25 protein-coding genes, 1 tRNA gene and 2 pseudogenes are annotated in these 24,840 nt (G+C 73.1%); 15 read left to right on the top strand and 13 right to left on the bottom strand.

Annotation, left to right across the window (positions count from 1 at the left end; all coding sequences use genetic code 11):
- Positions 1-113 precede the first annotated feature (113 nt).
- The gene (locus ACTVZO_RS37150) at positions 114-587 is read right to left on the bottom strand and encodes a subtilase-type protease inhibitor (RefSeq protein WP_443302546.1); all 474 of its coding nucleotides are present in this window, start codon (positions 585-587) and stop codon (positions 114-116) included.
- Positions 588-895: 308 nt separating this feature from the next.
- Here ACTVZO_RS37150 and ACTVZO_RS37145 point away from each other — a divergent pair, with 308 nt between their 5' ends.
- The 4 genes from ACTVZO_RS37145 (at position 896) to ACTVZO_RS37130 (ending at position 6,916) form a co-directional block, all read left to right on the top strand.
- A complete protein-coding gene (locus ACTVZO_RS37145) occupies positions 896-3,067 on the top strand; it encodes a TerD family protein (RefSeq protein ID WP_443302545.1) in 2,172 nt (723 codons plus the stop codon).
- Positions 3,068-3,282: 215 nt separating this feature from the next.
- On the top strand, positions 3,283-4,359 hold the full coding sequence (locus ACTVZO_RS37140; RefSeq protein ID WP_443302544.1) for a polyprenyl synthetase family protein: 1,077 nt from the start codon (positions 3,283-3,285) through the stop codon (positions 4,357-4,359).
- Positions 4,356-5,924, top strand: a complete 1,569-nt coding sequence (locus tag ACTVZO_RS37135) for a prenyltransferase (RefSeq protein WP_443302543.1) — start codon at positions 4,356-4,358, stop codon at positions 5,922-5,924. Before ACTVZO_RS37140 ends, ACTVZO_RS37135 begins: the two co-directional genes overlap by 4 nt.
- A complete protein-coding gene (locus tag ACTVZO_RS37130; protein ID WP_443302542.1) occupies positions 5,921-6,916 on the top strand; it encodes a terpene synthase family protein in 996 nt (331 codons plus the stop codon). The genes ACTVZO_RS37135 and ACTVZO_RS37130 overlap by 4 nt, the downstream gene beginning before the upstream one ends.
- Before the next feature lie 20 nt (positions 6,917-6,936).
- Here ACTVZO_RS37130 and ACTVZO_RS37125 read toward each other — a convergent pair whose 3' ends face one another.
- Entirely contained in the window at positions 6,937-8,262 is a 1,326-nt protein-coding gene (locus tag ACTVZO_RS37125; RefSeq protein WP_443303389.1) for a cytochrome P450, read from the bottom strand.
- 145 nt (positions 8,263-8,407) lie between these two features.
- On the opposite strand from ACTVZO_RS37125, the gene ACTVZO_RS37120 reads away from it, so the two are divergent.
- Together ACTVZO_RS37120 and ACTVZO_RS37115 are read left to right on the top strand one after the other, a co-directional pair.
- The gene (locus ACTVZO_RS37120) at positions 8,408-8,749 is read left to right on the top strand and encodes a YciI family protein (protein WP_443302541.1); all 342 of its coding nucleotides are present in this window, start codon (positions 8,408-8,410) and stop codon (positions 8,747-8,749) included.
- A gap of 109 nt (positions 8,750-8,858) precedes the next feature.
- Positions 8,859-9,494, top strand: coding sequence for a VOC family protein (locus tag ACTVZO_RS37115; protein ID WP_443302539.1), 636 nt, complete (start codon positions 8,859-8,861; stop codon positions 9,492-9,494).
- 51 nt (positions 9,495-9,545) lie between these two features.
- Here ACTVZO_RS37115 and ACTVZO_RS37110 read toward each other — a convergent pair whose 3' ends face one another.
- From ACTVZO_RS37110 to ACTVZO_RS37100, 3 genes are all read right to left on the bottom strand, one after another.
- Positions 9,546-9,830: a hypothetical protein gene (locus ACTVZO_RS37110; RefSeq protein ID WP_443302538.1), complete on the bottom strand. Its 285-nt coding sequence runs from the start codon at positions 9,828-9,830 to the stop codon at positions 9,546-9,548.
- A gap of 220 nt (positions 9,831-10,050) precedes the next feature.
- Positions 10,051-10,127: transfer RNA gene (locus ACTVZO_RS37105), tRNA-Met, on the bottom strand.
- Positions 10,128-10,141: 14 nt separating this feature from the next.
- Positions 10,142-11,374 (bottom strand): MFS transporter, encoded by a 1,233-nt coding sequence (locus ACTVZO_RS37100; protein WP_443302537.1) that lies wholly within the window; start codon positions 11,372-11,374, stop codon positions 10,142-10,144.
- A 134-nt stretch (positions 11,375-11,508) separates the two neighbouring features.
- Between ACTVZO_RS37100 and ACTVZO_RS37095 the strand changes: the two genes are divergently transcribed.
- The 4 genes and pseudogenes from ACTVZO_RS37095 (at position 11,509) to ACTVZO_RS37080 (ending at position 14,187) form a co-directional block, all read left to right on the top strand.
- Entirely contained in the window at positions 11,509-12,444 is a 936-nt protein-coding gene (locus ACTVZO_RS37095) for a LysR family transcriptional regulator (protein WP_443302536.1), read from the top strand.
- Between the two features lie 191 nt (positions 12,445-12,635).
- Positions 12,636-13,241, top strand: coding sequence for a hypothetical protein (locus tag ACTVZO_RS37090; protein ID WP_443302535.1), 606 nt, complete (start codon positions 12,636-12,638; stop codon positions 13,239-13,241).
- 49 nt (positions 13,242-13,290) lie between these two features.
- A pseudogene (locus ACTVZO_RS37085) lies at positions 13,291-13,518 on the top strand (PASTA domain-containing protein); the annotation flags it as partial.
- Positions 13,513-14,187 carry a class I SAM-dependent methyltransferase gene (locus ACTVZO_RS37080; RefSeq protein WP_443303388.1) on the top strand — a complete coding sequence of 225 codons (675 nt, stop codon included), beginning with the start codon at positions 13,513-13,515 and terminating at the stop codon, positions 14,185-14,187. The pseudogene ACTVZO_RS37085 and the gene ACTVZO_RS37080, both read left to right, overlap by 6 nt.
- Positions 14,188-14,227: 40 nt before the next feature.
- Here the strand turns inward: ACTVZO_RS37080 and ACTVZO_RS37075 are convergent, their stop codons facing one another.
- Positions 14,228-14,746: an adenylate kinase gene (locus ACTVZO_RS37075; RefSeq protein ID WP_443302534.1), complete on the bottom strand. Its 519-nt coding sequence runs from the start codon at positions 14,744-14,746 to the stop codon at positions 14,228-14,230.
- A 2-nt stretch (positions 14,747-14,748) separates the two neighbouring features.
- On the opposite strand from ACTVZO_RS37075, the gene ACTVZO_RS37070 reads away from it, so the two are divergent.
- Complete coding sequence (locus ACTVZO_RS37070) at positions 14,749-15,222, top strand: hypothetical protein (protein WP_443302533.1); 474 nt, start codon at positions 14,749-14,751, stop codon at positions 15,220-15,222.
- A gap of 29 nt (positions 15,223-15,251) precedes the next feature.
- Positions 15,252-15,554, top strand: coding sequence for a hypothetical protein (locus tag ACTVZO_RS37065; RefSeq protein WP_443302532.1), 303 nt, complete (start codon positions 15,252-15,254; stop codon positions 15,552-15,554).
- 2 nt (positions 15,555-15,556) lie between these two features.
- On the opposite strand, the gene ACTVZO_RS37060 is transcribed toward ACTVZO_RS37065, so the two are convergent.
- Positions 15,557-15,940 (bottom strand): hypothetical protein, encoded by a 384-nt coding sequence (locus ACTVZO_RS37060; RefSeq protein ID WP_443302531.1) that lies wholly within the window; start codon positions 15,938-15,940, stop codon positions 15,557-15,559.
- Between the two features lie 92 nt (positions 15,941-16,032).
- Positions 16,033-16,236 (bottom strand): cold-shock protein, encoded by a 204-nt coding sequence (locus tag ACTVZO_RS37055; protein ID WP_328929665.1) that lies wholly within the window; start codon positions 16,234-16,236, stop codon positions 16,033-16,035.
- A 216-nt stretch (positions 16,237-16,452) separates the two neighbouring features.
- Between ACTVZO_RS37055 and ACTVZO_RS37050 the strand changes: the two genes are divergently transcribed.
- Positions 16,453-17,232 carry an aminotransferase class IV gene (locus ACTVZO_RS37050; protein ID WP_443302530.1) on the top strand — a complete coding sequence of 260 codons (780 nt, stop codon included), beginning with the start codon at positions 16,453-16,455 and terminating at the stop codon, positions 17,230-17,232.
- 54 nt (positions 17,233-17,286) lie between these two features.
- Here ACTVZO_RS37050 and ACTVZO_RS37045 read toward each other — a convergent pair whose 3' ends face one another.
- From ACTVZO_RS37045 to ACTVZO_RS37035, 3 genes and pseudogenes are all read right to left on the bottom strand, one after another.
- On the bottom strand, positions 17,287-17,799 hold the full coding sequence (locus ACTVZO_RS37045; RefSeq protein WP_443302528.1) for a universal stress protein: 513 nt from the start codon (positions 17,797-17,799) through the stop codon (positions 17,287-17,289).
- A 157-nt stretch (positions 17,800-17,956) separates the two neighbouring features.
- On the bottom strand, positions 17,957-18,130 hold the full coding sequence (locus tag ACTVZO_RS37040; protein ID WP_443302527.1) for a hypothetical protein: 174 nt from the start codon (positions 18,128-18,130) through the stop codon (positions 17,957-17,959).
- Between the two features lie 188 nt (positions 18,131-18,318).
- A pseudogene (locus ACTVZO_RS37035) lies at positions 18,319-20,230 on the bottom strand (APC family permease).
- 278 nt (positions 20,231-20,508) lie between these two features.
- Here ACTVZO_RS37035 and ACTVZO_RS37030 point away from each other — a divergent pair.
- Together ACTVZO_RS37030 and ACTVZO_RS37025 are read left to right on the top strand one after the other, a co-directional pair.
- Complete coding sequence (locus tag ACTVZO_RS37030) at positions 20,509-21,267, top strand: DUF4118 domain-containing protein (RefSeq protein WP_443302525.1); 759 nt, start codon at positions 20,509-20,511, stop codon at positions 21,265-21,267.
- A gap of 178 nt (positions 21,268-21,445) precedes the next feature.
- Complete coding sequence (locus ACTVZO_RS37025) at positions 21,446-22,144, top strand: alpha/beta hydrolase (RefSeq protein ID WP_443302524.1); 699 nt, start codon at positions 21,446-21,448, stop codon at positions 22,142-22,144.
- Positions 22,145-22,245: 101 nt separating this feature from the next.
- Here the strand turns inward: ACTVZO_RS37025 and ACTVZO_RS37020 are convergent, their stop codons facing one another.
- Positions 22,246-22,896 (bottom strand): fasciclin domain-containing protein, encoded by a 651-nt coding sequence (locus ACTVZO_RS37020; RefSeq protein WP_443302523.1) that lies wholly within the window; start codon positions 22,894-22,896, stop codon positions 22,246-22,248.
- A gap of 75 nt (positions 22,897-22,971) precedes the next feature.
- Complete coding sequence (locus ACTVZO_RS37015; RefSeq protein WP_443302522.1) at positions 22,972-24,594, bottom strand: molybdopterin-dependent oxidoreductase; 1,623 nt, start codon at positions 24,592-24,594, stop codon at positions 22,972-22,974.
- Positions 24,595-24,840: the final 246 nt, after the last annotated feature.

Here is a 24,840-nt window from a genome sequence, read left to right as displayed (position 1 = left end):
GGCCGGGAGCTCTCCGCGTTCGGCGGGCCGGCGCCGTGGCCGTGCGCGCGCCGGCCCCCGCCCGGGGAAGGGGCGGGGGCCGGCGCGCGGGGTGGACGGCCCGCGCGGAGCGGTCAGAACGCGAAGACGGCGTTTCCGTTGAGGGTCGCGGACATGGTGCACGCGTTGCCGAAGGTGTGCTTCCAGGAGATGCGGCTGCCCTGCCAGACGCCGTCCGCGGTGACGGTGACGGGGGCGTAGTGCATCGGGCAGGCGCGGTTCGTGTCCGGGGCGGCCAGGAGCGCGTCGAGGCTGCCGGCGGTGGCGGCGAGGGCCGTACAGGCCGCGGCGGGGTCGGGGTGCGTTCCCTGGGCGGTCGGGGCGCAGCTGAGGGTCGACGCCCGCGCGACGGTGTCCGCTTCCTCGCCCTGAGCGACGGTCAGGACCACGGCGGAGGGCGCGTACAGGCTGGCGGGCTGGGCCTCCGCGATGCCGGTGGCACCGGCCAGGGTCAGAAGGGCGGCGGCGGAGACGGCAGCGATGCGGTGACGCACGACAGAACTCTCTTTCAATTCGAAGGGATGATGCAGCTGTTGGCTGCGATTCATCGACCGGACGCTGCCGAGTCTGTCGGGTGCGAAGGGCGCATGCACATCGAACGCCGATTTACAGACATCTCGTTCGATTATCGGCGACCGAATGGTCGTTCAGGCAGCTCGGACCGGGGATGCACCCCTTCGCGATCGCGCGCGAACAGAGGGTCACACCCGTCCGGGCAGCCGTATGCAGGCCGTTGACCTGCTGTCGGCTGAGCGTGGTTCACCGAACGTCCACCCAGGCTGACCGGATAGTGCCGGTGCGCGCCCCCCGCGAAAACCGGGTGCGGCCGCTCGACCCGCCCTGGGATCATCCCGGGATGGTCCACCGACTCGAACCCCTGGTCATCCGGCACACCCATCGCGTCCCCTCCCCCACGGGACCCGTCGGGGAAGGCGCCGTCGCGGCGCAGCAGTTCGACGCCGCACTGATGTCCGCGGGCTTCAAGCTCTCCGCCGAGCTGCTCGCGCACCTGTCGGGGCTCTCCGCGGGCGCGGTCGTCGAGACCGCCGTACGGACCCTGGGCACCGTCCGGGAGATGGCCGGCGACCACGTCCGGCACAACGTGTACTTCATCGGCTTCCCCGCCAACGTCCCGGACACCTTCGACTTCTGGATGAGCTGCATCGCCGACGCGCTCGCCGACGAGGGGACGCGCGCGAGCACCCTGGAGCAGCTGAGCACCGGCCTGGTGAACCTCCTCACCCTCCCCTCGTACGGGAACCACCGGCACACCTACGCCGAGATGCTCGCCCACCACGACGAGCTGATCGCCGCCGCGGGAGACCGCATGACGGTCCTGCACCTGGGCGGCGTTCTCGACGAGGAGATCACCGCCCTCTACCTGGCGTTGGCCGGCAGCACCACCCCGCTCGGCGAGGACGGGCTGCACGACCTGCAGGACCTCGCCGGCCACTGCGCCGACGGGCCGCAGCCCGCCGAGATCCCCATGCGGGAGAACCGCGCCGTGGTCAACCAGGCCCGCCTGATGGCCGGTGCGGGTCTGCTGCTGGACACGGTCACCGATGTGCTCCGCCTGGCCTGCGCGTTCGTGGGCGGCGACGTGACCCTGCAGGAGCCCGCGCGGCTGCGCACCCTGCCCCGGTCGGTGCGCCGGGCGCTGCTCGCGGGCCTCGACGCGGTCGTCGCCGCGGCGCCGGCCAAGCTCGCGGACGTCCACGCCCACCGCGAGATGTGGAAGCGGCTCGGCGAGCGGCTGCACCCGCACGAGTACCCGCAGTGGCCGCACGCGGCCGACGTGTTCGCCGTCGCCCGCGGCGAGAAGACGGCCCGCTCCCTCGACAGCCGGGTCGAGGAGCTGCTCGCCCGGGGCGACACCACCGCGGCGGCCGGGCTGCTGAAGGCCGCGCCCGGCAAGCTCTTCCGCGCCCTGGACCAGCTGCTGCGCGACTCGGTCACGCAGGACGAGCGCGACGTCGTGGTCGCCGCCGCCGAGCAGGTACTCCCCGATGTCTCCGGCCGGGTCGTGCTGTCGGTGCGCCAGCACCTGCACAACCGCGAGCACGAGACCGGCGAGCAGCGCGTGTTCGTCAACCGCCTCGGCCGGGCCTGGGTCACCGGCGACCTCCGCCGTCCGGTGTTCGCGCCCGAACGCGAACGGCTGACCGCCGCGCTCGACGCGGAGCTGCGCCGACGGCTGCCCGCCCCGGACCACCTGCTCATCGACCCGGACGTGCTGGACGTGGCGCTGCCGCTCAGCGGCAAGGCCACCGCGTCCGGGCTCGGTGTGCTGCCGCGCGGCTCGGTGTCCCGCGTCGACGGGGACCTGCTGCGCTTCTTCGTGTACTGGAAGCAGAGCGAGCACTCCACCGACTACGACCTGTCCGCGGCGCTCCTGAACGCCGACTACTCGACCGCCTCCTGGCTGTCGTACACCAACCTGCGCGGGGTCGGCGGCGAGCACTCGGGTGACATCACCAACGCCCCGGACGGGGCTTCGGAATTCATCAACCTGCGCCTGGGAGCCGTACGCGCCGCCTGCATCGTGCCGCAGATCAACATCTACTCCGGGGAGGGCTTCGAGGAGGTCGAGGAGTCCTTCTTCGGGTTCATGCTGCGCGAGGGCGAGCAGCGGGGACGGCCGTTCGAGCCGCGTACGGTCCGCATGAGGTCGGAGCTGCGCGGTCCCGGCCGGGTCGCACTGCCACTGGTCTTCCTGCGCGCGTCCGACGGCCGTTGGCGCGCCAAGTGGCTGCACCTCTACCTGAAGGGGACGCCGTCGTCGAACACGGTCGAGGGCAACCGGGCGACCGTCGCCACGCTGCTGCGCGGCATCGTCGAGCGCGAGCAGCTCACCGTGGGCTACCTCACCGGGCTGATGACCGGCAGCGCGACGACGGTCACCCTGTGGGACGGCAAGACGGCTCCGGCCGGACCCGTCACCTACGTCGGCCTGGAACGCCCCGCCGGCCTGCACCCGGGGTCGCGGATCGTCACCCCCGAAAACCTGCGTGACCTGATCCCCGCCTGACTGTTAACGTGGCCGTGGCGAGGCCATGAAGGGGCTTCCTTCTCCACACTCCTTGAAATTAGTCCCTTCGCTTTCCTCGCCACCGACTTGAGGCCTCCGGCCGCCCCGCCTTCACACGGTGTGGCCGGAGGCCTTTCGCATGGCTGGATTGCGTCGGCGGGCGTCTGGGCATTGTGTCCGGCGGGCCTGGATTTCCCGGGCGGGTGGGGGTGGGGATGCTGCCGCACGTGCAGGGGGAGGCCGGACCGCGCGAGGGGCTCGACCTGACCGGTATCCGGGGGCTCGTCGAAGCGTGCCTGGCCGATTTCCTGGAGGTCAAGGCCCGGCAGGCCGAGGCCGCCGGTTTGCCCGGGGAGGCGGCGGACCTGCTGCGCGCCTTCCTCCTCGCGGGCGGCAAGCGGATCCGGCCGGTGCTGTGCGTGGCGGGCTGGTACGCCGCGGGCGGGCGGGGGGACGATGCGGGGGTGGTGCGGGTGGCGGCGTCCCTCGAGATGTTCCACGCCTTCGCCCTGATCCACGACGACATCATGGACGGCTCGATGCTGCGTCGCGGCCGTCCGACCGTGCACCGTGCCCTCGCCGACCGGCACGGTGATGCCCGCCTGGGCGTCAACATCGCCATCCTGATCGGCTCGCTCGCCCTGGCCTGGTCGGACGAACTGGTCAACGGCGCCGTACTCGCTCCGGGCCGGCGGCGGGCGGCCGCCGGGCTGACCGACACCATGCGCACCGAGGTGATGTACGGGCAGTACCTCGACTTGACCACGCAGAATGCATTCTCCTCCGATGTCGAGGGGGCGTTGCGGATCGCCCGGTACAAGACGGCCTCCTACACCTTCGAACGGCCGTTGCAGATCGGTGCCGCCCTGGCCGGTGCCGACCGGGAACTGCAGGCGGACCTGGGCGCGTTCGCCCTGCCGCTCGGCGAGGCCTTCCAGCTCCGCGACGACCTGCTGGGCGTCTTCGGGGATCCGGCCAGGACCGGGAAGTCGGCAGCGGAGGATCTGCGGGAGGGCAAGCAGACCGCACTGGTCGCCCTGGCCATGAGATCCGCGACGCCGCGCCAACGGCGGGTCCTGCGACAGGCGCTCGGCAACCCCGACCTGGACGAGGAGGGCGCCAGAGGCGTCCGGAGCGTCCTCGTGGACACGGGAGCCGTTGCTGCGGTCGAGGACCTCATCCGGGTCCGCCGCCGGCAGGCCGAGAAGGCCCTGGACCGGTCCGGGATGTCCGGCCCGGCCGCACGCAGGCTGCGCGAGTTCGCCCGCAGCGCTACGGAGAGGACCTCATGAACCTTCCGCTCCCGGTCGCAGACCCGCACGGCAGGGCTCCGGCCGCCCGCGCGATGCTCGACCGCCTCGTGGACGACCCGGCCGGGCACGTCTCGGCATCGGTGTACGAGACGGCCCGGCTGGTCCGGCTGGCCCCGTGGGTGCACGGCCAGGCGGGCCGGGTGGAGTACCTCCTCGGCCGGCAGCACGCGGACGGCCGCTGGGGCACGGCGGGGCCGTACGCGCTGGTGCCGACCCTGTCCGCCACGGACGCCCTGCTGCACCTGGCCCGGTCCTCGCCGGATCCCGGGCTGCTGCCCGCCGCGGGCCGCGCGCTGGAGTACCTGCACCGGGTCCTGAGCCGGCCGGGCGGCCTCCCGGACACCGTCGCCGCGGAGGTCCTCGTACCCGCTCTGACAGGCGACATCAACGCCCAGCTGTCCCGTCCGGTGCCCCGCCTCCAGCCCGTACGGCACCTGCCCCCGCATCCCGGCTCCGACGCATCGCGGCTGGACGGGCTTCGGTCCGCGCTCGCGGCGGGAGCCGCGCTCCCCCTGAAGTCCTGGCACGTCCTGGAAGCGGCCGGCCCCCTCGCGCACGCGGCCGCCTCGGTCCGTCCCGTGGACGGGGCGGTGGGCTGTTCACCGGCGGCCACCGCGGCCTGGCTCGGACCCCACCGCCCGAGCGGCGACCCCACGGGCTGTGCGGCCTACCTCGACCGGGCGGCGGCCCGGGCCGGCGGCCCCGTACCCGGCGTCTGGCCGATCACCGCGTTCGAACGCGCCTGGGTCCTCTCCTCGCTCCTTCGGGCGGGCCTCGACATCACCGTCCCCGCCGGGCTCCTCCGGCGGATGCGCGCCGCGCTCGGGGACACCGGCACCGGCGGCGCGCCGGGGCTGCCCCCGGACTGCGACACCACCTCGGCCACCCTGTTCGCCCTCGGGCTGGCCGGCCACCCCAGCCCGCCCGACATGCTCCTCGCCTTCGGGAACGACGACCACTTCCACTGCTGGCCCGACGAACGCACCCCCTCGCCGACCGCCAACGCCCACGTCCTGGAAGCCCTCGGCAGCCACCTGCAGCGCCATCCGGAAGGCCGTGCCCGTCTCGGCCCGGCCCTGGCCAAGGCAGCCGCCTGGCTGGCCGCCCGCCAGCGCGAGGACGGCAGCTGGCACGACAAGTGGCACGCTTCCCCGTACTACGCCACCACCGCCGTGGCCCAGGCCCTCCACGAGTTCGCGGGCCCCCGGCACCGCGGCGCGGTGGCCAGGGCCACCGCATGGATCCGCTCCACGCAACTGCCCGACGGGAGCTGGGGCATCCACGGCGGCACCGCCGAAGAGACCGCCTACGCCCTGGGCTTCCTGCACGCCACCCGCGCCGCCACCGGCTCCGCCGACCGGCGGCTGGTCCGCGCCGCCCGGGCGCTCACCCGCCTGGCCGAAGCGGGCGAGCACCCGCCCCTGTGGCACGACAAGGACCTGTACGCCCCGACCGTCATCATCGACGCCGCCGTCCTGGCCACGCTCCACCGCGCCCACACCGATCCCGTGCTCGCCCCGTACCTGTCCGGGCGGCCCGTATGAGCGGACGCCCCCACCCGGAGCACGGCCCGCGGTCGATGCCGATGCCGATGCCGACGGCGTGGCACCTGTTCCCGCACCGCATCAACCCGCTCGCGCAGGCCGCCGACGACCACACCAGGGCATGGATCCACCACTACCGGCTGACCGAGGACCCCGCCGCCCGGGAACGCCTGGTGCGCACCTGCATGGGCATCGGCGCCGCGGGCTCCTTCCCCGACGCCGGGCGGGACCTCCTGGAGCTGGTCACCGACCTGTTCATCTGGCTGACCGCGGTCGACGACGTCCACGTCGAGGGACCGGACGGCGGCATCGCGCGGCTGACCGAACAGATCACCGTCTTCATGCGCGTCCTGGACGGCGGCGGGCCGACCACGGGGACCGGATGCGTGCCGGCCCTGGCCGACCTCGTGCGCCGTACGCACGCCACCCTCACCCCCGGTCAGCGGGCACGACTCACCGCGGCCCTGCACTCCGCGTTCCTGGGCTGGATCTGGGACATGTCCCTGCACGATCGGCCGGTCGGGCTCGCCGAATACAACACGATGCGCCCCCACACGGTCTCCGCCGTCATCGCGACCACCCTCATCGAACCCGGCATCGGAATCGACCTCCCCGACAGCGTCCGCGAGAGTCCCGGCATCCGGCAGCTGACCCGGTCCACGACCCTGCTGACCGGCTGGGCCAACGACCTCTACTCCTTCGCCTACGAACACGGTACGGAGGCCGACGCCGACGCACCCCGCTCGCTGCCCACGGTGCTCGCCCACGAGTACGGCCTGGCCCTCCCCGACGCGTTCGCCGCTGCCGCCGCCATGTGGGACGAGGAAGCGGTCAGGATGCACCGGAGGGTCACCCGGCTCCGCTCGTCCTCCGCGCCCGGAGTCGCCGCGTACGCCACCGCCTGCGCGGAGTACCTCGCGGGCAGCAAGGCCTTCTACGACACCACGCGCCGGTACACGGCCCCGCACCGGCCGCACGGTGACCATCCGTAGGGCCTCGGGCGGGTACCGCGTCAGCTGCGGGGCGGGTTCAACGTGGCGAGGGTGGGGCCGTCGGGGCGGACCGTGATGCCGAACGCGGCCTTCGTGGGCGTGGAGTGGAAGGCCACGGTGTGGGCCGGCAGGAGGTGTTCGAGGAGGATGGTCATCTCGCGGAGCGCGAACTGCATGCCGAGGCAGGTGCGCGGCCCCATGCCGAACGGGAAGTAGGCGGCCGGGTGGGTGGGCCGGCCGGCCGCGGTGGTGAAGCGGCCGGGGTCGAAGCGCTCCGGATCCGGCCACAGTTCGGGATCGCGGTGCGTGAGGTACGGGCAGATCAGGAGGTCGGTGCCCGCCTCGATGGCATGGCCGGCGAGGGTGTCGTCCTGGGCGGCGCGGCGGGGCAGGATCCAGGCGGCCGGGTAGAGCCGCAGTGTCTCGTGGATCAGTGCCTGGACGGCCCGGCGGCGGTGCGGCGTGCCTTCGCCGCCGGCGGCGAGGGCTTGTTCGCGGGCGGCGGGGTGCCGGTCGAGGAGCAGGTAGAGCCAGGTGACGGTGGTGGCGGTGGTCGCGTGCCCGGCCACGAGCAGCGTGATCAGCTCGTCGCGGATCAGCTGGTCGGTGTACTCGGGGCGTTCGGCGGCGGCGCCGATCAGGGCGTGCACCAGGCCCGGGCCGTCGGGCCCGGCGGGCTCGGCGCGGGCCGCGTCGATGGCGCTCCGGGCGACCGCGTCGATGCGGGCGAGGTCGGCGGCGACGGCGTCCGGAACCTCGGTGACATCGGCGGGCAGGGTCGGAAGGACGGCCGTCACGGCCGGCACGGTGGACAGTACGCGCTCGGTTGCCTCGTCCAGGGGGTGCCCGGTGAGCGCGCGCCAGATGACGTCGATGGCGAAGCGGCGCATCTCCTTCTCGACGTCGAGGGTCTGGCCGGTGCGGGCGTACGCCCGCCAGCGCTCGGCGACGGTCCGGACGGCCGCGGTGATGCGCTGTTCGTACCGGCGCGTTCCGGTGGCGGTGAACTGGGGCTGGAGCAGGCGGCGTTGCCGCTTCCACGCCTCACCCGTAGCGGCGAGCACACTGTCGCCGACCAGCAGGCGGGCCCGCTGCTCGCCCTGGACGTACCGCTCCGGGTGCCGGGCCAGGATGTGCTGGACCGCCTGCGGATCGGTGACGAGGACCGTGCGGGCGTCCTCGAGACGGAACGCGGCGACGCCGCCGAACCGGCCGCGCACCTGGGACAGCAGATCGACCAGCGCGCCCCGGTCCGAAAGCCACCGCTCCACCAGATCCGCCCCGGCCTCTGGCACCGGCAGCCGGGCGGCGGGAACGCGTGGGAGGGAACCGGCTCGGGTGTCGATGGCTCGCCACACCTTCCTTCTTGTGATGATCGGGATCATTCGCAAGATCGGGACACCCCGGGAGCGTGGGTGTGGCCGGAACGGTCGAGGAGCACCGGCACTCCAGACTGTACGAGAACAGCCGCATCCGGCAAGGGAGTCACACATGACGCGGTATCTGATCTCGTTCGATGACGGCGCGATGAACATCGCCGCGGAGGACTTGCCCGCGGTGTCCGACGCCTCGCACGAGGTGGTGCGTGAGGCCCGGGAGGCCGGTGTGTGGGTCTTCGGAGGCGGAGTGGAAAGCCAGCGGGCGAGCATCGTGTCCACCGACGGGACCGTCACCAACGGCCCGTACCCGGAGACCAAGGCGGTGCTCGGCGGCTTCTCGGTCATCGATGTGCCCACGCGCGAGGACGCACTGGGCTGGGCCGCCCGGCTCGCTGCCGCGTGCCGCTGCGCGCAGGAGGTCCGCGAGATCATGTCCGACGACCCGACCACCTGACCGGAGCACCGAGCGGGGGTCCGCTCCACGGCTGAATCCACGGCGGACGTGGCCGGCGCGTCGGGCGTGGCGTCGGGACTTGTGCGGGTTGCCGGGTGATGCTGGCGCGGTGCGACTTGATCACGTGTCCTATGCGGTGGCCCGCGACAGCTTCGTGTCGACCGTCCAGTGGATCGGATCGGCCCTCGGCGCCGGATTCGTCGACGGTGGCGTGCACCCGCGGTTCGGCACCCGCAATTTCATCCTCCCGCTGAGCGGCGGCACCTACGTCGAGGTCGTCACCACGCTCGACCACCCCGCCGCCGACCGGGCACCCTTCGGCCAGGCGGTCGCGCGCCGCGCCGCCGAGGGCGGCGGCTGGCTCGGCTGGGTGGTCTCCGTCGACGACATCGCCCCGGTCGAGGCCCGCCTGGGCCGCACCTCGGCCGACGGGCACCGCGTCCGCCCCGACGGGTTCGACCTGAGGTGGAAGCAGATCGGCCTGCTGGAACTGCTGGAGGACCCGCAACTGCCGTACTTCCTCCAGTGGCTGGTCCCCGTCGAGGAGCGCCCGAGCGCCGGCCCGCGCACCTCCACCACCATCCAGGGGGTCTCCATCGGCGGCGACGCCGCCTCCATCGCCGAATTCCTCGGCGAACCGGCCGACCACCCGCTCGACCAGATCGACGTCACCTGGGTCGAGGACGAGGAACCCGGCCTGGTCTCGGTCGAGTTCGCCACGCCCCGCGGCCCGGTCACGATCTGACCCGGTCCCGGCTGCCCCGCGGGAGCAGCCGGGTCACGTGGAGGCCTGGACCTAGTTCGGGGCCACGCGGCAGGCGCTGACCGCCGTGCCGTCGGTGACGCCGCCCTTGGTCAGGCCGGACACGCACTGGTCGTGGTAGCCGCTGACGCCTGCGGAGCAGGCCGTCCTGATGGACTCCGGGGCCTCGCCGCCGCGGAGTTCTCGCTCGACCGCGTTGATGCAGGCACTCACGTCCGCGTGTGCGGCGGGGGCGGCCAGGGCAGCTCCGCCCAGGGCCAGGGTCAGTCCGGTGAGGACACTGGCGATACGGGTCGACGTACGGGTTGACGTGCGCAAAGGGATGCACCTGCTCTCGGTGTGCGGTCGTCTCGACCGGACGGCGAAGACTCCGACGGCGTACTCGCCGTGGTGCCGGTACCGGTCCCCCTGACCACCGTACGACCGGGGGCACCTCCCCACGAGTCGGTTACCCGGTGCGCCGGACCCGTCACCCGGCCGCCGGCCCTCGCGAACGGCGGAAGGGCCCGGATCCTGTGGGGATCCGGGCCCTTCCGAGTGGTAGCGGGGACAGGATTTGAACCTGCGACCTCTGGGTTATGAGCCCAGCGAGCTACCGAGCTGCTCCACCCCGCGTCGTTGCCCTAACCCTACGGCACCTTTGGCCCGCGGTTCACCACCTTTTCCCGCCGGGGCAGCAGGAACGGGGTCACCAGCACGAGCGCGCCGGCCAGGCCGATGGCAGTGCGCGGGCCGAGCAGGACGCCCAGCGCGCCCCAGGCCGCCGTCAGGAGCGCGGTCGAGGCCTTGGTCGTCACCGCCCAGGCGGACAGCGTGCGCGCCACCCGGTCGGCCGGGGTGCGCTCGAGGCGGTACGTGGCGTACACCGGGTTGAAGACCCCGCAGCAGAAGACGAGTCCGAGCTCGACTCCCATCACCAGCAGCAACCCCGCCGTGCCCGGCCCGAGGAAGGCCAGACCGAAGGGCCAGAGCGCGCGCAGCGCTCCGGCCACGGCCAGGACCCGGTGCTGCCCGAACCGGGTGACGAGTGGCCGGGCCAGCCGCGATCCGAGCAGCCCACCGACGGCGGGCACGGCGAACGCGAGGCCGTACTGCCACGGCGCGAACCCGAGCGGGCCGAGCATCAGGACGGCCAGGAGCGGCTGGGTGGCCATGACCAGGCCGTTGAACAGGGCGGTGTTGAAGAACAGCGGACGCAGCGCCACGTCGGCGAGGATGAACCGCCAGCCGTCGAACAGGTCCGCGGCCCGTATCCGGGCGGCCTCCCAGCGCTCGGGCGGCGGCTCGTGCCCGCCCATCGCCCGGATGCCGAGGGCCGACAGCAGATGGCTGACCGCGTCGGCCACCACCGTCGCCACGGGCCCGAGGAGCCCCATCACCGCTCCGCCCAGAGGTGGTCCGACGACCGTGGCCGTCCAGGTCGTGGATTCGAACCGGGCGTTGGCGACGAGCAGTTCCCCGGCCGGCAGCAACGTCTTCAGGTAGGCGCCGGAGGCCGCCCGGAAGGTGATGTCGGCCGCCGCGACGACGATCGAGACGAGCAGGAGCTGGAGGAAGGTGAGCACCCCGAGCACGTACGTGATGGGGATCGTCAGCAGCGCCGCGAACCGCACGAGGTCCATCGTGATCAGCACCGTCCGCTTGCCGCGGAACTCCACCCACGGACCGAGCGGCACCGCGACGGCCGCGCCCGCCATGGCCCCCGCGGACGAGAGCGCCGCGACCTCCGCCGGGCCGGCGTGCAACACCTGGATGGCGATCAGCGGGAACGCCCCGAAGGCGAGCCACGTGCCGAGCGTGCTGGTCCCGTACGCACCCCAGAGCCATCCGAAGCGCCGCCCGAGGCGGTGGCCGTTCCTCATCCCGAAGGCCCCTCACCTGCTCTCCCGCACAACCGATCCGCGATCGGAAGCATCAAATCGAGCGCTCTGGCGGGGGTCAAACAACCATGCGAGCGAGGAGACACAACCCGAGGTTGTGGTCCTAGAGTGTCGCCATGGACCTCGAATCCGTCCGGACCTTCGTCGCCGCCACCGAGGCGGGGCAGTTCCAGCAGGCCGCCGCCGAGCTGGGGGTCACCCAGCAGGCCGTCTCCAAGCGCATCGCCGCGCTGGAGCGCAACCTCGGCGTGCGGCTGTTCACCCGCACCGCGCGCGGAGCCGAGCTCACCATCGACGGGCAGGCGTTCCTGCCCCACGCGCGCGAGCTGCTGCGCGCCGCCGAGCGCGCGGTCGCGTCCGTGCGCCCCGGCCACCGTCCGCTGCGCGTCGACGTGATCGCCTCGCGCGGCGCGCCGTCGGGTCTGATGCGCGAGTTCCACCGCGCACACCCCGAGATCGACCTCGACGTGGTGATGCTGTTCGACATCGAGACGGCCGTCGCCGCCATCCGGTCCGGCGCGATCGACGCGTCCTTCCGCGCCGTCGCCGTGCCCGGCCGTCCCCTTCCCGAGGACATCGAGTCCGTCCGCGTACTGGACGAGGCCCTCCAGCTGCTCACCGGCCCGGCCCACGCGCTGGCGGGCGCCCGGTCGGTGTGCCTCGCTCAGCTCGCCGGGCACCGGATCTGGATGCCCGGCATCGTCCCCGGGACCGAGTGGGCCGCCTACTACGCCGACGCCGTCGCCGAGTTCGGCCTGACCATCGAGGCCACCGGCCCCAACTTCGGCTCCGACGCGCTCCTGGACACGATCGCCGACACCCCGGCCCTGGCCACGTTCATGGGCGAGCAGACCCGCCTGGTGTGGCCCGCCGGCCACGGCCTGCGCCGCATCCCGGTGACGGACCCGACGCCCGTCTACCCGCACTCGCTCCTCTGGCACCGCGACAACCCCCACCCCGCCCTGACCGCCCTCCGCGCCCACCTCGCCGCCGCGACGGCCGGCCGCGGCGCCGCCGGGACCTGGGCGCCGGGCTGGGTGCTCCCGCGCTGAACACCGTCGCTTCCCGGAGCACCCCGGCCGACCGGCGGACGGCAACTCGCGCCGACAGGTGAACGCGCCCGGACGGGGCAGGTGTCACGTACGGTCGGGCGGCGGGCCGGGGCGTGCTGCCACGGCTGTCGTGCCTCACCCGGTCGCAGGCCGGTCTTGTCCGTTGATGTCGCCGGAACAGGAGCACGCAGATGCGCCTCTACGCCCAGACCCGAGCACGTCGCTGCCGGCAGGTGCTCGCCGATCTCATCGCCGTGGCCCTGTTGGCGGGTGCGGTGACGTTCGCACTGGCCGTCCACGACGTGATCATGCTGCTGGCCGAGCCGGGGCGGAAGGTGGAGAACGCGGGCGGCAGTCTGGCCTCCGGTCTCGGCGACGCGGGGAACGCGGCCTCGAACGTGCCCCTCGTCGGCGGCATCCTGAAGAAGCCGCTGCAGTCCGCCGCCGAGGCCAGCAACGGGCTCTCCGATGCCGGGCAGTCGATGCAGGACGCGGTGAGCCGTGCGGCCGACCTGACCACGTTCGCCCTGATCGTCTTCTCGGTGACGGTGGTGCTGGCGCTGTGGCTTCCCCCGCGCGTGCGCTGGATCCGGCGCAGCGCGCTGATCCGAGGTCTGGTCGACGCTCCCGGCGGCGCCGACCTGCTGGCGCTGCGTGCCCTGACCGGGCCGGTGGCGGACCTCGCCGCCGTCTCCGTGCCGCCGGGGGGTCTCGCGGATGCCTGGCGCCGGGGCGACGAGCAGGTGATCGGCGACCTGTCCCGGGTGGCACTCGGGCAGGCCGGCCTGCGCCCCTGAGGGCATCTCGGGTCCGGCCGGGGCCTATCCTCAGCCTCGCATCGGCGGGATGCTGCACGTGGGGGGTTGTATGAGCTGGATGGGCCCGGGCACGGCCGACGAGGTCACGGTTCCCGACGTGGTCGGACTGATCGTCACCGACGCGCGGAAGGTCGCGTGGGAGGCGGGCGTGGTGCTGGCCGCCTCCGACCCGGACGGACCTCCGGTGGGGGCACTGACCTGGCCCGGAGTCTGGGTGGTCACCGCCCAGACTCCCGCCCCCGGGTCCCGGATGCGCCGCCGGGGCTCCCTGGTGATCGAGTTCAGGGAGGTTCCCTCGTACCTCCGTGAGACGGCGGAGGCCTACGACGCCGTCTCCGTTCTCTACGCGGATCTCGTCCGCGACTCGCTCGACGGCCTGCCGCTGGACCGCGCGGTCCTCGCCGCGTTCGCCGATCTCACGCGCGGCACCGCTGCCGGGCCCGTCGCCGAGCTGGGCTGCGGCCCCGGATACGTGACGGCGCATCTGCGGGGCCTGGGGCTGGACGTGTTCGGCATCGACCTTTCGCCGGCGATGATCGGCCTCGCCCGCGAGGCCTACCCCGACGTGCGCTTCGAGGTCGGTTCGATGGACGCCCTGGCTCTGGCCGACGGCACGCTGGGCGGCATCGTCTGCTGGTACTCGGTGATTCACGCACCGCCGCGGGACATGCCGTCGTACCTCGCCGAGTTCCGCCGGGTTCTGGCCCCGGGCGGGACCCTCCTGCTCGCCTTCTTCGAATCCGAGGGCGGACCCGTGGCGGCCTTCGACCACAAGGTGACGACGGCCTACCGCTGGCCGGTCGACGCCGTCGCCGGGCTGGCCGGCGAGGCCGGGTTCGCCGAAGTCGGCCGGATGCTGCGCGAGCCCCTCGAAGGGGAACGGTACCGCCGGGGCCATCTGTTGATGCGGGCACGGGACCGGTAGCGGGTCCCCGGCCGAGCGGACCGTGAGGCGTACGGCCCGGTCAGAGGGAGGCCAGCCAGGCCGCCGTCTCGTCCGGGTGGGTGAAGCGGAGGGTGCCGAGAGGGGCGAAGCGGGGGTCGCGGACACGGCGCTCGACTTCGCGGTGGCGGGCCCCGTGTTGCGACCAGGCCCACCAGACGGGGTGTTCCCGGCTCAGCCAGCCCGCCCAGGACTCCCTGTTGCCGCCGAACAGAACCTCGCGCGTGACGGTGCGCCGGAGGGAGCGGCGCAGTACGCGGGGCATGACGACGCTTTTGCGGTAGTCGAGCCAGATCACGGTGTCGGCCCGCTCCCACAGCAGGTCACGGACGTCCGGGTGACCGATGGAGTCGACGATCCAGCGAGGCCCGGCGGCCAGCTCCGACACCTCTTCGACCAGCATGTCGTTGGTGGCCCAGCCGGGGCCGTTGAAGTGCAGCGCGTCCATCTCGTGGCACGGCAGGCCCAGACGGCTGCCCAGGGCTCTCGCGAGCGTGGACTTGCCCGCGCCGGTGACACCCACAACCAAGATCCGTTCCACGGTTGCGCACCCTATCCCGCCCGGCATCGAAGCGGGTGGCCGTCGCCGCGGGCTTCGTGGCCGCCGCCGTGGCATTGACGGCCGTGTGGGCGGGGTGGATCCTTCGCGCACCCCATGAGATCGACGGATCGTTCCCGGTGAACGCCCAGCAGGAGGCGGCGGCACGCCGCCTCGCGGCGGAGCATCCGGGCCCGGACTCGCAGGTGGCGAGGATCCAGCTGGTCAAGGACGGGACGGGCGGCTCTCCTGCCATCCGGATCACGTCGGCCACCGCGTCCATGGAGTTCTCCTGGCCGGACGAGCGCCGGCTGCGCATGGCCGGCGCCCTGCCCGTCGCGCCCGTCTCCGAAGTGCTGCGCGTGAGCCGCGAGGCCGCGACGACGAAGGCCGAGGAGTACATGCTGGCGCACTTTCCCCGGGCGCGAGAGGCGACCCGACCGGTGCCCCCAGCGGCGAATGGGGAGACTGGCATGTGAGCCGGCAGGCGCACGTAAAGGGTGTCCTGATGCCGATGCGGCTCGACATCGTGGTGGACGCGACGGGGAAAGTCGTGTCGTTCGCCGCGCGCGACGTCGCCAACCCGCCGCTCCCCGGCGTTCAGGTCGACGCGGCCGGGGCTCGGTCCGCTCTCGCGGCAGGAGCTCCGCACAGCCCCATCGTTCCGGGAGAGCCGGTTCTCGTCGCCGCCGACGTACGGGGCGCGTGGCGGCCCGTGTGGCGCTTCCCGCTGTCCCTGCCCGGCAAGACGGACGGTCCGGTGTCCGTCGCACTGGTCGACGCGGCGAACGGTGAAGTGATCCAGCCGTAGCCCTATATCCAGCCCAGAGCCTGACCGACGACGAAGGGAACCGGGATCAGCACGGCCATGGCAAGCCACCGGCGAGGCTGTCCGCCCTCTTGTCGCGGAATGAGCACGTCCACGACCAGCACCATCCCGAGGACGAGCAGGCCGCTGAGCACGGCGCCGTACGACACGACGGTCGCGGTCTCGGACGCTTCCTTGTCACAGCCGACGCCACCGCCGCAGTCGACCGACGGGTACTGCGTGGTGAGCCAGCGGATGCACAGACCCGGAATGACGGCGACCACGCCGATCAGGAGGTTGGCCAGCCCTGGCGCCCACAGGTGACGGCCTCGCTGCCACCACCTGCCGTCGGCGTTCGCCTCGGGACCCGGCACGGCCCGTCCCTTCATCGTGTCCTGGTACGGACGGCATCCGGCGGCGCGGCCACCGACGGGCTCCGCCCCGGAACACACGGTCCGGGGCGGAGTCGTCTGCGGCTGGATCAGGCGGCGGTGATGTTCTCCGCCTGCGGGCCCTTCTGGCCCTGCGTGATGTCGAAGGTCACGGCCTGGCCTTCCTGGAGCTCGCGGTAGCCGGTCGAGTTGATGTTGGAGTAGTGCGCGAAGACGTCCGGTCCGCCGCCGTCCTGGGCGATGAAGCCGAAGCCCTTCTCGGAGTTGAACCACTTCACGGTTCCGCTGGCCATGCTCGAGCCTCTCAGTCGATGTCGGATCCGCACCGCGCGGACCCGGAGGTGATCGCCCTGGTCCGGCACTGCACAGCAAAACGCCCACGCCAGGGCGCGGGCAGGTACTGCGAACCACGACAGCTGGTGCTGAAACTACACGCAGGAACCACGTCTCACCAGAGAGCAATATCGGGCATGTGCGAATCGCCGGTCCTGCGGCGGCAGACTGCGGGCATGGCTACCTTGAACGGATCCCCCGCCGGCCTCGCCGACGTGCAGGCCCTGGCACTCACCAACTACGGGCACTTCACCACCATGGTCGTGGAGGACGGCGCGGTACGCGGGCTCGCCCTCCACCTCGACCGGCTGGTCGACGACTGCCGGACGGTGTTCGACGCGCCGCTGGATGCCGAGTGGGTGCGGGAGTGCGTACGGCGGGAGGTGGGCGGGAGCGCGGGACGGCGCACCGTCCGGGTCACGGTGTTCGGCCCGGGGCTGGACCTGGCGGCCCCCGACCGGGAGACACGGCCCGCCGTGCTGGTCACGACGCGGCCCGCCGGGGGCGTCGCGGGCCCGCTGCGGGTGCAGCGGCTCGCCTACCGGCGCGACCTGCCGGCGGTGAAGCACGTGGCGCTCTTCGGGCAGCTGTGGATGCGGCGCAGGGCCCGCCTCGCCGGGTTCGACGACGTGCTGTTCACCGGTGCCGACGGGCTGGTCTCGGAAGGCTGCACCTGGAACATCGGCTTCGTGGACGCGGCCGGGACCGTGGTGTGGCCGGAGGCCGACGTACTGCCGGGGGTCACCATGCGGCTGCTCCGGTCGGCCCACGGCGGGCATGTCACCGCTCCGGTGACGGACGGTCTGCTGCGGTCGATGCGGGCCGCGTTCGCCACGAACACGGCCATCGGGGTACGGGTGGTGGCCTCGGTGGACGATGTCGTGTTCCGCACCGACGACCCGGTGGTCACCGCACTGCGGGAGGCGTACGCGGGGGTGCCGCTGGACCGGTTCTGAGCCCCGGAGCCCCGGAGCCCGCGGCCCCGCGGCCCCGCACGAAGGGCCTGCTCGTCAGCCGGCCAGTTCTCGCGGGTCCAGCGGGATCCTCCAGAAGTTGCGGCGGTGTGCCGCGTCGAGGTCGGCCTGGAGCGGGGACGGGGGTACGACCAGGACGGGGCAGGCGGCGTGCGCGAGGCAGTAGCGGGCCACCGAGGGGCGGACGAAGCGGCGCAGCGGGGTGCGGGGTCCCGTGCCGACCACCAGGAGGTCATCCGGTTCGCGGGCCGTGTCCACGAGGGCCGCGCCCGGAGTGCCGCGTACCGTGAGGCCCGCGAGGGTGACTCCGGGCTTCACAGCGCCGAACGCCGTGTCGAGGACCTCGCGGAGTCGGCCGACGGCCGCGGCACGGCACTCCGCCGGGACGGACGGCCCGAGGCCGTTGCGGCTCCCGAGCTCACCACCCGGCGACTGCCAGGCCAGGACCACCCACAGCTCCGCATCCCGCACCCGGGCCTCCGCGGCCGCCCTGTGCAATGCGGCCAGGCTCCCCAGGGTGCCCGTGGCACCGACCACGACTCTTGGCATGGCGTCTCCCTGTCTCCGTCGTCCGCCAGGTTCCATGGAAGGGCCTCGACGGGCGGTGGAGTACGGCTGTTGACGGCCTTCTCACGCGGAGTCCGGCAATTTTGACGGCCTGCTGACGCTGCCCGGCGATGCCCGGTGCTGCGCGGCGCTGCCCGGCTCACGGGCGGTAGACGAGCTCCATCAGCATCGCGACGATGACGGCCCAGACGCCGAGGCCCAGCAGCCAGAAGGCTTCGAGGCAGGCGCCGGCGGCGATGACGACGAGGCCGATGGTCCCGAGGCCGAGTACGGCCCGGCGGATGGCGCGGTCGGGGCGCGAGCGAGAGGTCACGGCGCCAGAATCCCCCGGCTCCCCCGGCGCGGCGGGCGGCCCGCGGGATTCCTGGCGGCGTCTTGATGCGAATGGGTCAGCCGGCGTGGACGTGGGGGCGGCGGCGCACCGGCGCGTTACGGCGCCGAGCGGCGGAGGCGGCCCGGACGGGGGCCGCCCCCGCGGGAACCGGCGGCGGGGCGAATCCGTCAGGGCACCGTGGGCGTGTCGTCGAAGACGGTCGGCCCGGTGTCCGCCGTGACGCGGAAGCGGAGGCGGCAGATGACGGCGTCCGTGTCACGGCGGACGGCGTGGGCGACGACCGAGCCGCGCTGGTTCTGGAGCAGCCGCTGCCACAGGCGTGCGGGTTCGGTCTCCGGGATGAGGACGGTGACCTGGGCGCCGGGGTGGGTCTGCGCGAGCCCCCGCACGTACGCCGACACCGGCCGGCCCAGCGAGCGGCTCTCCGAGGACAGCTCGGTCAGTTCGACCCCCGGATTCCACAACTCCCAGTCCCGGCGCAGGGATTCGACGGCCAGCCGGTCTTCGTCCGTGGGATGGGTGACGGTGACGGCGCGGACCTCGTCGCCGAGGGAGCGGGCGGCGGTGAGGGCCTGGCAGGTGAGGCGGGACAGCCCGGATACGGGGACCACGACCAGCGAGTGGGCCCGGTGCGGCGGCTGCGGGACACGGCCCAGTTCGAGGCGTTCGCCGATCTCGGCGTAGGCGCGGTGGATCTTCTCGAAGGCGAGCACGATCAGCGGTAGGGCCAGGACGATCAGCCAGGCGCCCTCGGTGAACTTGGTGGCGGTGACGACGACCGCCGAGACGCCGGTCAGGAGCGCGCCGAACCCGCCCAGGGCGGCCTTGGTCTGCCAGCCCTTGCGGCGTTCGCCGTACCAGTGCCGGACCATGCCGACCTGGCAGATGGTGAAGCCGACGAAGACCCCGATGGCGAAGAGCGGGACGAGGGTGTTGGTGTCGCCGCCCGAGAAGACGAGCAGGGCGCCGGAGACGAGCGCCAGCCAGACCACACCGTGCCGGTGGACCTGCCGGTGGGCCTTGAGGGCGAAGACGTGCGGGAGGTGGTTGTCGCGGGCCAGCAGGCCCATCAGCACCGGCAGCCCGCCGAAGGAGGTGTTCGCGGCGAGCGCCAGCAGCACCATGGTGGCGAACTGGACGACGTAGAAGGCCGCGTTGTGCCCGAACGAGGCGTCCGCGAGCTGGGCCAGGACGGTGACGCCCTCGACCGGCTGGAGGTGGAAGCGGCCGATCAGGATGGACAGGCCGATCAGCATCACGCCGAGCAGGGCGCCGAGGGCGACCTCGGTGCGCTGGGCGCGGCGGGCGGCCGGGGCGCGGAAGGAGGGTACGGCGTTGGCGACCGCCTCAACGCCCGTGAGCGCCGAGCAGCCGGCGGCGAACGCCTTCAGCAACAGCAGGGCGCCGACGGCGGTGGCGCCCTCGCCGAGCACGGAGGCGTGCCCGGCGGCGGAGGCGGTGCTGACCGGGCCGTCACGGAGGAGCCCGACGGTGATCATCGCGAGGATCGAGCCGACGAAGAGCGCGGTCGGGACGAGAAACGCCTTGGCCGAATCGACGACCCCGCGCAGGTTCACGGCGGTGACCAGGGCCAGCACGCCGAGGCAGATCCACACGCGCTCCCCGTGCAGGGCCGGGAAGGCCGAGGTCAGCGCGGCCACGCCCGCGGTGACGGACACCGCGACGTTGAGGACGTAGTCGAGGATGAGAGAGGCGGCGGCGACGAGGCTGGTGCGCTTGCCGAGGTGGCGCCTGGCCACCGCGTACGATCCGCCGCCGTCCGGGAACGCTGCGATGACCTGCCGGTACGAGGCGACCAGGACCGCGAGGAGTGCGGCGATGGCGAGGGTGACCGGGAGGGTGAATCCCAGGCCGTAGGCGCCGCCCGCGGCCAGGACGAGCACGATCGACTCGGGGCCGTACGCGACGGACGCCATCGCGTCGAGCGACAGTGCGGAGAGGCCCTGCAGGGCGGTCAGCCGGTGCCGCTCGCCCGCCCTGTTCGCTCCGGCGCCGGGGGGGCTCCTCCTGGCCCGGCGTCTCGGCGACCGCGGTCGGTTTTCCTACGTGCATGGCCATGTCGCCGGTCCCTCCGATTGAGCACAGTGAGAACAGCGTCGAAGGCGCACGGGGCTGCCACCAGCACCCTTGGCGTGTTCCATACGTCCGCCCCGGCACTCTTCACGCGTTCCATACGCACCGGCGGTGCGGCGGGCGTCAGGGGTCCGTCAAGAGCCGGCGCCACGCGTTGCGCCGGCTCCACGGAGGGGCAGGCTTGATCTGGGCGAGGGCGACGCCCTGCGTCGCACCCCCTGAGCCCTGCGCCACGATCGGCCCGTCCGGACGGGAGGCCTCACATGTCCGGCTACTGGTTCCGCTACCGCGACCGGATCGCCCTGGCCGCGGGCCTCGTCCTCCCGTTCCTGGTGGCGCTCGCGCTGGCGCCGTTCCGTACGGGCCTCTCCGCGACGAACGAGGCTCTGGTCATGGTCGTCGCCGTGGTCGCGGTCGCCGCGCTGGGCACGCGGGCCGCCGGGGCGCTGGCCGCCCTGTCGGCCGCGGCCTGGTTCGGCTTCTTCCTGACCAGGCCCTACCAGCGGTTCGCCATCGCCGACACCGACGAGATCCAGACGGCGGTCCTCCTGCTCGCCGTCGGCCTCATCGTCTCGCAGCCGGCCGTACGCACCCGCCGGCTCCAGGCCGTCGTGGTCACGGACACCGCGCACCTCTCGAGCCTCCGGGGGACGGCCCGGCTGGTCGAGGACGGCGGCTCGCCGGCCGCGGTGGTGGAGTACGTGCGCCGGGAGCTCGTCGGCCTGCTGGGTCTGCGCGGCTGCCGGTTCGAGTACGGAACCCTGATGGGTCGCCTGCCGCGGCTGGAGCACGACGGCAGCCTGTGGCTGCGCCGCGGCAGCCGCGTCACCGAGTACGCCGCATGGCCGGACGGCGAGACGGAACTGCGCGCCGTCGGCGGTGGCCACTACTACGGCCGCTTCCTCCTCGACCCGCTCCCGGGCCGCCCGCTGCCGCCCGAGGAGGCCCGCCTGGTGGCGGTCGCGCTGGCCGCCCAGGCCGGCGCCGCCCTGGACACGGCCGGTCTGCCCCACCACGGCTGACCGGCGTGGCGGGGGGGGCCGGGCTCCGGGATGGCGGTGCGCACCCACCGCAGCGCGCCCCGATGCGGCGCACACCCATTCGGGCGGTGACGGCCCGTCATCGCCCGCGTAGCGTAGGGCTGGGGAGGATCCGGGGGGATACGGACACATCGCATCCTGGGAAAGACGGTCCACATTCATGGCATCAACCAAGCCGTCCATCGTCCTGGTCCACGGCTTCTGGGGCGGCGCCGCCCACTGGGCGAATGTCATCGTCGAACTGGACAAGCGCGGATTCGGCGACCTGCACGCGGTGGAGAACCCGCTGACCTCGCTCTCCGACGACGCCGAGCGCACCCGCAAGATGGTCGGGCAGATCAGCGGCCCCGTCCTGCTCGTCGGCCACTCGTACGGCGGCGCCGTCATCACCGAGGCCGGCGACCTGCCCAACGTCGCCGGCCTCGTCTACATCGCCGCGTTCGCCCCCGACGCGGGCGAGAGCCCCGGCCGGATCACCGAGGAGGTGCCGCCGGCGGCGCTCGACAACATCGCCCCGGACTCCGACGGCTACCTGTGGATCAAGCAGGACAAGTTCCACGAGAGCTTCTGCCAGGACCTCACCCCCGACGAGGCCCTGGTCATGGCCGTCACCCAGAAGGCCCCGCTGGCCTCGACGTTCGGCGACAGCGTGACCTCGCCCGCGTGGCGGAACAAGCCGGCCTGGTACCAGGTCTCGACCCAGGACCGGATGATCCACCCGGACAACGAGCGCCGCATGGCCCAGCGCATGAACCCGCGAGCGATCGTCGAACTCGACGCCGGTCACGCGTCCTTGGCCTCCCGGCCGGGCCCGGTCGTCGACCTCATCGAACAGGCCGCGAACGAACTCGGCGGCTGAACCCCGGCAGACCGCCGCCCGTGGCCCGGCGCCCTTCCTTTCGAGGGGCGCCGGGCCGCGGGCCTTCGTACGGCGGTGCGGCGGTGTGGCGCGGCTACCGGCTACTTCGGCATCAGCACGGTGTCGACGATGTAGACGTTGGCGTTGGCGGTCTTGACGTTGCCGCAGACCACCGAGGCGGCGCCGTTGACCTCGTAGGCCTCGCCGGAGCCCGTGGTGGAGACCATGCCCTTCTGCAGGGTCTCGAACGAGCCGTTGTCCAGCTGCTCCGGCGTCAGCCGCTGGCCGACGACGTGGTAGGTGAGGATCTTGGTGAGCGTCGCCTTGTCGGCGAGGACCTTGTCGAGGTCGGCCTTCGGGATCTTCGCGAAGGCGTCGTTGGTGGGGGCGAAGACGGTGATGTCCTGTGCGTTGTTGAGGGTGTCGACCAGGCCTGCCTGCTTGACCGCGGCGACCAGGGTGGACAGGGCCGGGTTGTTGGAGGCCGCGGTGGCGACCGGGGCCTTGGCCATGCCGTCGAAGGAGCCCGCGCCCTGCTTCGGCACTCCGGAACAGGCCGGGCCGAACGGCTCGTCACCCGCCGTGGAGCCGGCTGCCGGAGCCTCGCCGGTGTTGGCCGCGTCGCCGGCGGCCGCGGTGGGGGCGGCGGCCTTGGTGTCGCCGGAGGAGTCGGAGCAGGCGGCCAGCGAGAAGGGCAGCAGGACGGCGGCGGCGACGGCGATCCCGGTACGACGGATCTTGATGCTGTTCATGATCGGTATCTCCTTGGATGGTTCGGTTCTCGGTGGTGTGGTCGGTCTCAGGGGTCGGGTCTCAGGGGACGGGTCTCAGGGGACGGTGACGAAGACGCTGTGCCGGCCGCTCGCTCCGTCGGGGACGGTTCGGGTGCGCTGCTCGGTCTGCGTCTGGCCGGTGCCGTCGGTGGCGCGGACGGTGATCGTGTGGCCGCCCGAGGCGGCCTGCCAGCGGTAGGACCACTGGCGCCAGGTGTCGACGGTGTCCTGGGCCGCCAGGTCGGCGTCCTGCCAGGGGCCGTCGTCGATTCGGACCTCGACGCGGGTGATGCCGCGGCGCTGGGCCCATGCGACCCCGGCGACCATGACGGTGCCGCCGTGGGTGGCGGGGCGGGCGAAGGGCTTGGGGGTGTCGATGCGGGACTGCGTCTTGACCGGCGCCCGACGGGCCCACTTGCGCTTGACCCAGTACGGGTCGTAGGCGTCGAAGGTGGTCAGCTCGATGTCGTCGATCCACTTGCAGGCGGAGACGTAGCCGTAGAGCCCGGGGACGAGCATGCGGACGGGAAAGCCGTGGTCGAAGGGCAGCGGTTCGCCGTTCATGCCGACGGCGAGCATCGCGTTCCGGCCGTCCATGACGTCCTCGACCGGGGAGCCGAGGGTCATGCCGTCCACGGAGCGCGCCACCAGCTGATCGGCCGGCCCGCCCTTCGACGGCGGCTCGACCCCGCAGTCCGCCAGCAGGGCGGCGAGGGGTACGCCGAGCCAGCGGGCGTTCCCGAGGTAGGGGCCGCCCACCTCGTTGGAGACGCAGGTCAGCGTGATGTCGCGTTCGATCAGGGGGCGGGCCAGGAGCTCCTCGAAGGTGTACGTACGGGGCCGGGTGACGCCCTTGCCGTGAACGCGCAGCCGCCAGGTGGCGGCGTCGACCCTGGGCACGACGAGGGCGGTGTCGACGCGGTAGAAGTCCCGGTTCGGTGTGGTGAACGCGCCGATACCCGGCACCTTCAGCTCCGCTCCGGAGGGGACTGCGGGAGCGGGCGAGGCAGGGGCGGGCAGGGTGAGACCGGTGCGGGAGGCGACGGCGCCGCGGCCGCGCCGCCCGGACAGTGCGCGGCCCAGCACACCGGCGCCGGTGGCGGCCGCGGCGGTCACGGCCGCCGCGGTGAGGAACCCGCGCCGGTTCCACCCGGCCCCGGCCCGTGCTTCGTCCCCGGGCCCTGCCCCGGCCCCGCCGCCCTCGTCACCGGCCGGGGAGCTGCGGGCGCGGGTGGCCCGGCCCGCCAGGAGGTACAGCACGGCAGCACCCGCCACCGCACCGGCCAGGGAGGGCAACACGTCGGCGGCGCCCGCGGAGTCGGGCCGGCCCAGGGCCGCGGCAGCGCCGACGACGCCGAGCACCAGGACCCCGGCCGCCCCAACCCGCCGGTGGCGCAGCGCGAGGACGCCCAGGAAGAGCGCGAACACGGCGAGCAGCGCGAGGATGCCGAGCTGGAGGACGAGCTTGTCGTTCTCCCCGAAGGCGCGGATCGCGAAGTCCTTCACCGCGGCCGGGGTCCGGTCGATGACCGCGCCGCCCACGACGGTGACCGGCCCGGCGGCCGGACGCACCACGGCGGCGGCCAACTCGGCCACGGAGAGCGCGGTGAACCCGGCCAGGAGCCCGGCCGCCCCGCCGGGGGCGGTGCGGGCGACGGTGTTGCGGAAGCTGCTCACACCCTGGCTTCGACGGCCCCCGCCCGGCGGATTGGTCTGCCATCCGAACGAGTCACATCCGCCGTTCCTCCTGTGGACCGAGGCCGACGCGGGTGAGCCCGTCGCCGAATCCACACCCATCCGCACGCACGTCCGCTACGAAGAGGAGTCAGGCACCCCGAACGGCTCTGGGGCCGGAACGCGCCACGGTGGCGGTCCGGCCATGCCCTACCGACAAGGACCACTATGCGATGGACACCCCACCCC

It is taken from the genome of Streptomyces sp. IBSNAI002, from assembly GCF_052244475.1.
Lineage (GTDB): Bacteria > Actinomycetota > Actinomycetes > Streptomycetales > Streptomycetaceae > Streptomyces.
The sequence above is the reverse complement of the archived record's forward strand: the minus strand, read 5'-3'. Positions and strand labels throughout refer to the sequence as shown.

Coding starts and splice junctions, on each gene's coding strand:
- ACTVZO_RS37095 (WP_443302536.1), top strand. CDS start 11,509: ATGGACCTCGAATCCGTCCGGACCTTCGTCGCCGCCACCGAGGCGGGG.
- ACTVZO_RS37150 (WP_443302546.1), bottom strand. CDS start 587: ATGAATCGCAGCCAACAGCTGCATCATCCCTTCGAATTGAAAGAGAGT.
- ACTVZO_RS37055 (WP_328929665.1), bottom strand. CDS start 16,236: ATGGCCAGCGGAACCGTGAAGTGGTTCAACTCCGAGAAGGGCTTCGGC.
- ACTVZO_RS37020 (WP_443302523.1), bottom strand. CDS start 22,896: ATGAACAGCATCAAGATCCGTCGTACCGGGATCGCCGTCGCCGCCGCC.
- ACTVZO_RS37080 (WP_443303388.1), top strand. CDS start 13,513: ATGCGCCGCCGGGGCTCCCTGGTGATCGAGTTCAGGGAGGTTCCCTCG.
- ACTVZO_RS37135 (WP_443302543.1), top strand. CDS start 4,356: ATGAACCTTCCGCTCCCGGTCGCAGACCCGCACGGCAGGGCTCCGGCC.
- ACTVZO_RS37145 (WP_443302545.1), top strand. CDS start 896: ATGGTCCACCGACTCGAACCCCTGGTCATCCGGCACACCCATCGCGTC.
- ACTVZO_RS37130 (WP_443302542.1), top strand. CDS start 5,921: ATGAGCGGACGCCCCCACCCGGAGCACGGCCCGCGGTCGATGCCGATG.
- ACTVZO_RS37025 (WP_443302524.1), top strand. CDS start 21,446: ATGGCATCAACCAAGCCGTCCATCGTCCTGGTCCACGGCTTCTGGGGC.
- ACTVZO_RS37140 (WP_443302544.1), top strand. CDS start 3,283: ATGCTGCCGCACGTGCAGGGGGAGGCCGGACCGCGCGAGGGGCTCGAC.
- ACTVZO_RS37050 (WP_443302530.1), top strand. CDS start 16,453: ATGGCTACCTTGAACGGATCCCCCGCCGGCCTCGCCGACGTGCAGGCC.
- ACTVZO_RS37030 (WP_443302525.1), top strand. CDS start 20,509: ATGTCCGGCTACTGGTTCCGCTACCGCGACCGGATCGCCCTGGCCGCG.
- ACTVZO_RS37100 (WP_443302537.1), bottom strand. CDS start 11,374: ATGAGGAACGGCCACCGCCTCGGGCGGCGCTTCGGATGGCTCTGGGGT.
- ACTVZO_RS37065 (WP_443302532.1), top strand. CDS start 15,252: ATGCCGATGCGGCTCGACATCGTGGTGGACGCGACGGGGAAAGTCGTG.
- ACTVZO_RS37060 (WP_443302531.1), bottom strand. CDS start 15,940: ATGAAGGGACGGGCCGTGCCGGGTCCCGAGGCGAACGCCGACGGCAGG.
- ACTVZO_RS37090 (WP_443302535.1), top strand. CDS start 12,636: ATGCGCCTCTACGCCCAGACCCGAGCACGTCGCTGCCGGCAGGTGCTC.
- ACTVZO_RS37120 (WP_443302541.1), top strand. CDS start 8,408: ATGACGCGGTATCTGATCTCGTTCGATGACGGCGCGATGAACATCGCC.
- ACTVZO_RS37045 (WP_443302528.1), bottom strand. CDS start 17,799: ATGCCAAGAGTCGTGGTCGGTGCCACGGGCACCCTGGGGAGCCTGGCC.